3 protein-coding genes are annotated in these 3,835 nt (G+C 67.7%); all 3 read left to right on the plus strand.

The genetic code is table 11. The features are described 5' to 3' along the window. Positions 1 to 97 precede the first annotated feature (97 nt). Positions 98 to 1,012, plus strand: a complete 915-nt coding sequence (locus tag ACM14_RS30045; RefSeq protein ID WP_012203697.1) for a LysR family transcriptional regulator — start codon at positions 98 to 100, stop codon at positions 1,010 to 1,012. Between the two features lie 167 nt (positions 1,013 to 1,179). Continuing rightward, positions 1,180 to 2,553, plus strand: coding sequence for an SLC13 family permease (locus ACM14_RS30050; RefSeq protein WP_012203696.1), 1,374 nt, complete (start codon positions 1,180 to 1,182; stop codon positions 2,551 to 2,553). A 64-nt stretch (positions 2,554 to 2,617) separates the two neighbouring features. Further along, on the plus strand, positions 2,618 to 3,835 hold a 1,218-nt coding region (locus tag ACM14_RS30055), incomplete at its 3' end, for a malonate decarboxylase subunit alpha (protein WP_065348163.1).

Consider the following 3,835-nt stretch of genomic DNA (forward strand, 5'->3'; position numbering starts at 1 on the left):
CCCGGGGCCCCGGCCCCCGCACAGACCGGAGTCTGTGCACGCAACGCGATCAACGCCACAATCCGCCCGTCCCCCACGATGAGAGCGTGACGTTGCCATGAGCCTGAGAATCGATGACGAAATAACCTTCCGCAGACTCGAGGTGCTGCTCGCCTTCCTGGAGACAGGCAATCTCGCCAAGACGGCGGAACGGCTGGAGACCAGCTCGGTCAGCGTGCACCGCGCCCTGCATGCGCTGGAGGCCGGCATGCGCTGCGCCCTGTTCCGGCACGAGGGGCGCAACCTCAAGCCCACCGAGGCAGCGCAGACCCTGGCCGATGTCGCCAGGGAGGTGCTGGCCACCATGTCCGAGGGCATACGCGCCACGCGCGAGGTGGCAGGCTACTCGGCGGACCGCATCCGCATCGGCTCGCTGTACTCCCTGACCAACCGCACCGTGCCGGCGCTGGTGATGGCGCTGAAGCTGCGCCGCCCCGATCTGCAGACCGAACTGGTGCTGGGCTCGAACGCCGGCCTGCTGGAGCGGCTGCGCAACGGAACGCTGGACGCGGCGCTGATGGCCATGCCGGACAACGCCGCCGACATGCAGACGCAGCTGCTGTTCGAGGACGACATTTTCTTTGCCGCGCCCGTGGGCTCGCCCTATGCGCATCTGGCCGAGGTCGATCTGGGCGCCATGGCGCGCGAGAACTTCGTGAGCCTGGGCGAAGGCTTTGCGACCTATGGCGGCTTCATCGAGTCCTTCCGGGTGGCCGGCTTCACGCCCAACGTGGTGATGAAGACGGATGACATCTTCTCGCTGATGAACCTGGTCAGCGGCGGCGTCGGCTACACGCTGCTGCCCGGGCGGGTGCGCGGCGTGATGCCGCAGAAGGTGCAGCTGATACCGCTGCAGGCCAGGTATCTGATGCGCCAGACCATCGTGCTGACCTTTTTGCGGTCCCGCGAACGCGACCCCAACCTGCTGGCCCTGCTCAGCGTGTGCCGCCTCGCGGACGGGCAGCTCGGCTGACCCGCCATACCGGGGGCGACAGCCCCGCTTCGCCGGGTTAACCCTTCATTGTTTCTCTCTGCGTAATTGTTGGCGCTCGCGCTTTATTGATGCGCTCCGGGCCGCCGCGTACCGTGCATACCAGCATGCACACGTATTGCAGGCGCATAAAAAACCGGAGACATCGCATGAATTCCCATTGGATATCGATTGGCGCGTTGATAGGCATGTTCGTCCTGGCGACGGCACTGCCCATCAACATGGGCCTGCTGGCCTTTGTCGGGGCCTTCCTGGTCGGCACCCTGGTGGCCGGCATGGGGACCAAGGCCATCATTGGCGGTTTTCCCGCCGACCTGTTTCTGACGCTGGCGGGCATCACCTACCTGTTCGCGCTGGCGCAGAACAACGGAACCATCGACTGGCTGGTCCGCATGGCGGTGCGCGCCGTGCGCGGGCGCATTGCCGCCATACCGTGGATCATGTTCTTCATTGCGGCCCTGCTGACGGCGGTGGGCGCCGTCAGCCCTGCGGCCGTGGCCATCATCGCGCCCATTGCCCTGGGCTTTGCCGCCAAGTACGGCATCAATCCGCTGATGATGGGTCTGCTGGTGATCCATGGCGCGCAGGGCGGCGGCTTCTCGCCCATCAGCATCTACGGCGGCATCACCAACAAGATCGTGGCCAAGGCGGGCCTGCCGCTCAACGAGATGGCCACCATGCTGGCCAGCATGGGGGTCAACCTGGCCGTGGCCGTGCTGCTGTTCTTCCTGATGGGCGGCGCCCGGCTGATGCGCATGAAGGCCGATGCCGATGGAAGCGTGCCCGCCACGCCGCGCGTCTCGCATGCCCAGGGCGGCGCCCAGGTGTATGGCGACGCCGAAGGCGAGGCCCTGTCCGAGGAGCGCAACACGGCTGCACGCTCCAGCGACTCGCTGATGCGCGCCGCCCCTGAACAGGACGCCGCCCCGCAATCGCGCAGCTACCAGGTGGCCACCGTGGTCGGCCTGCTGGCGCTCGCGGTCCTCACCCTGTTCTTCAAGCAGGACATCGGCTTTGTCTCCATCACCATCGGCCTGGTGCTGACGCTGATGGCGCCCAACCTGCAAAAACGCGCGCTGGGCCAGGTGTCCTGGCCCGAGATCATGCTCATCGTGGGTGTCAGCACCTATGTGGGCGTGATGGACAAGATGGGCACCATCGACTTCGTAGGCCACAGCGTGGCGCAGCTGACCTCGCCCCTGGTGGCGGCCTTGCTGCTGTGCTTCGTGGGCGCCGTGGTGTCGGCCTTCGCCTCCTCGACGGCGGTGCTGGGCTCGCTGATTCCGCTGGCCGTGCCCTTCCTGCAGGGTGGCTCCGATGTGAGCGCCGTCGGCTTCATCGCGGCCATGGCCGTGTCCTCGACCATCGTGGATGTCAGCCCCTTCTCGACCAACGGCGCCCTCGTCCTGGCCAATGCCAAGGGCGTGGACCGCGACCGCTTCTTCCGCCAGCTGATGGTCTACGGCGGCCTTGTCACCCTGGTGGCGCCGCTGCTCGTGTGGCTGCTGTTCGTGGTCCTCTAGCCATGCACTTCGACCGGGACGCCCGCCCCCTGCCCCTCCATGTCACGCCAACCCCTGATATCCCATGACTGACCCCTCCTGGAACCTCAAAGCCGGGGAGCGCGCCGCCAGGCTGGCGCGCGCCCAGGCCGCCCTCGGGCCGCGCCTGGCCGGCAAGCGCGTCGATGCCGGCGCCATCACCGAGCTGCTGCACGCCGTGCTGGCGCCCGGCGACCGCGTCTGCCTCGAAGGCAACAACCAGAAGCAGGCCGACTTCCTGGCCCGCGCCCTGGTCCAGCTCGATCCGCAGCAGGTGCACGACCTGCACATGGTGCAGTCGGTGCTGGCGCTGCCGGAGCACCTGGATGTGTTTGAAAACGGCATCGCGCGGCGGCTGGACTTCAGCTTCTCCGGCCCGCAAGGGGCGCGGCTGGCCAAGCTGGTCTCGGCCCGGCAGCTGGAGATCGGGGCCATCCACACCTACCTGGAGCTGTTCGCGCGCTACTTCGTGGACCTGACGCCCAAGGTGGCCCTGGTGGCGGCCCACGCGGCCGATGCCCAGGGCAACCTGTACACCGGCCCCAATACCGAGGACACGCCGGCCATCGTCGAGGCCACGGCCTTTTCGGGCGGCATCGTCATCGCCCAGGTCAACGAGATGGTGGATGGCACCACCACGGCGCTGCCGCGCGTGGACATTCCCTCGGACTGGGTGCATTTCGTCGTGCAGGCGCCCCGGCCCAACGTCATCGAGCCGCTGTTCACGCGCGACCCGGCCCAGATCAGCGAAATCCAGGTGCTGATGGCCATGATGGCCATCAAGGGCATCTACGCCGAGTACGAGGTCCAGCGCCTGAACCATGGCATCGGCTTTGACACGGCGGCCATCGAGCTGCTGCTGCCGACCTACGGCGAATCGCTGGGGCTGAAGGGCCGCATTGCGCGGCACTGGGCGCTGAATCCGCATCCGGCGCTGATACCGGCCATCGAGGCCGGCTGGGTGCAGTCCATCCATTCGTTCGGCTCCGAGCTGGGCATGGAGGACTACATCCGGGCGCGCTCGGACGTGTTCTTCACCGGCGCCGACGGCAGCCTGCGCAGCAACCGCGCCTTCTGCCAGGCGGCGGGCCACTATGCCTGCGACCTGTTCATCGGCTCGACGCTGCAGATCGACCTGGACGGCAACAGCTCCACCGCGACGCTGGGGCGCATTGCCGGCTTCGGCGGCGCCCCCAACATGGGCGCGGACGCGCGTGGCCGGCGCCATGCCAGCGCCGCCTGGCTCAAGGCCGGGCGCGAGGCG

Source organism: Delftia sp. JD2 (assembly GCF_001682645.1).
Classification (GTDB): domain Bacteria; phylum Pseudomonadota; class Gammaproteobacteria; order Burkholderiales; family Burkholderiaceae_C; genus Comamonas; species Comamonas acidovorans.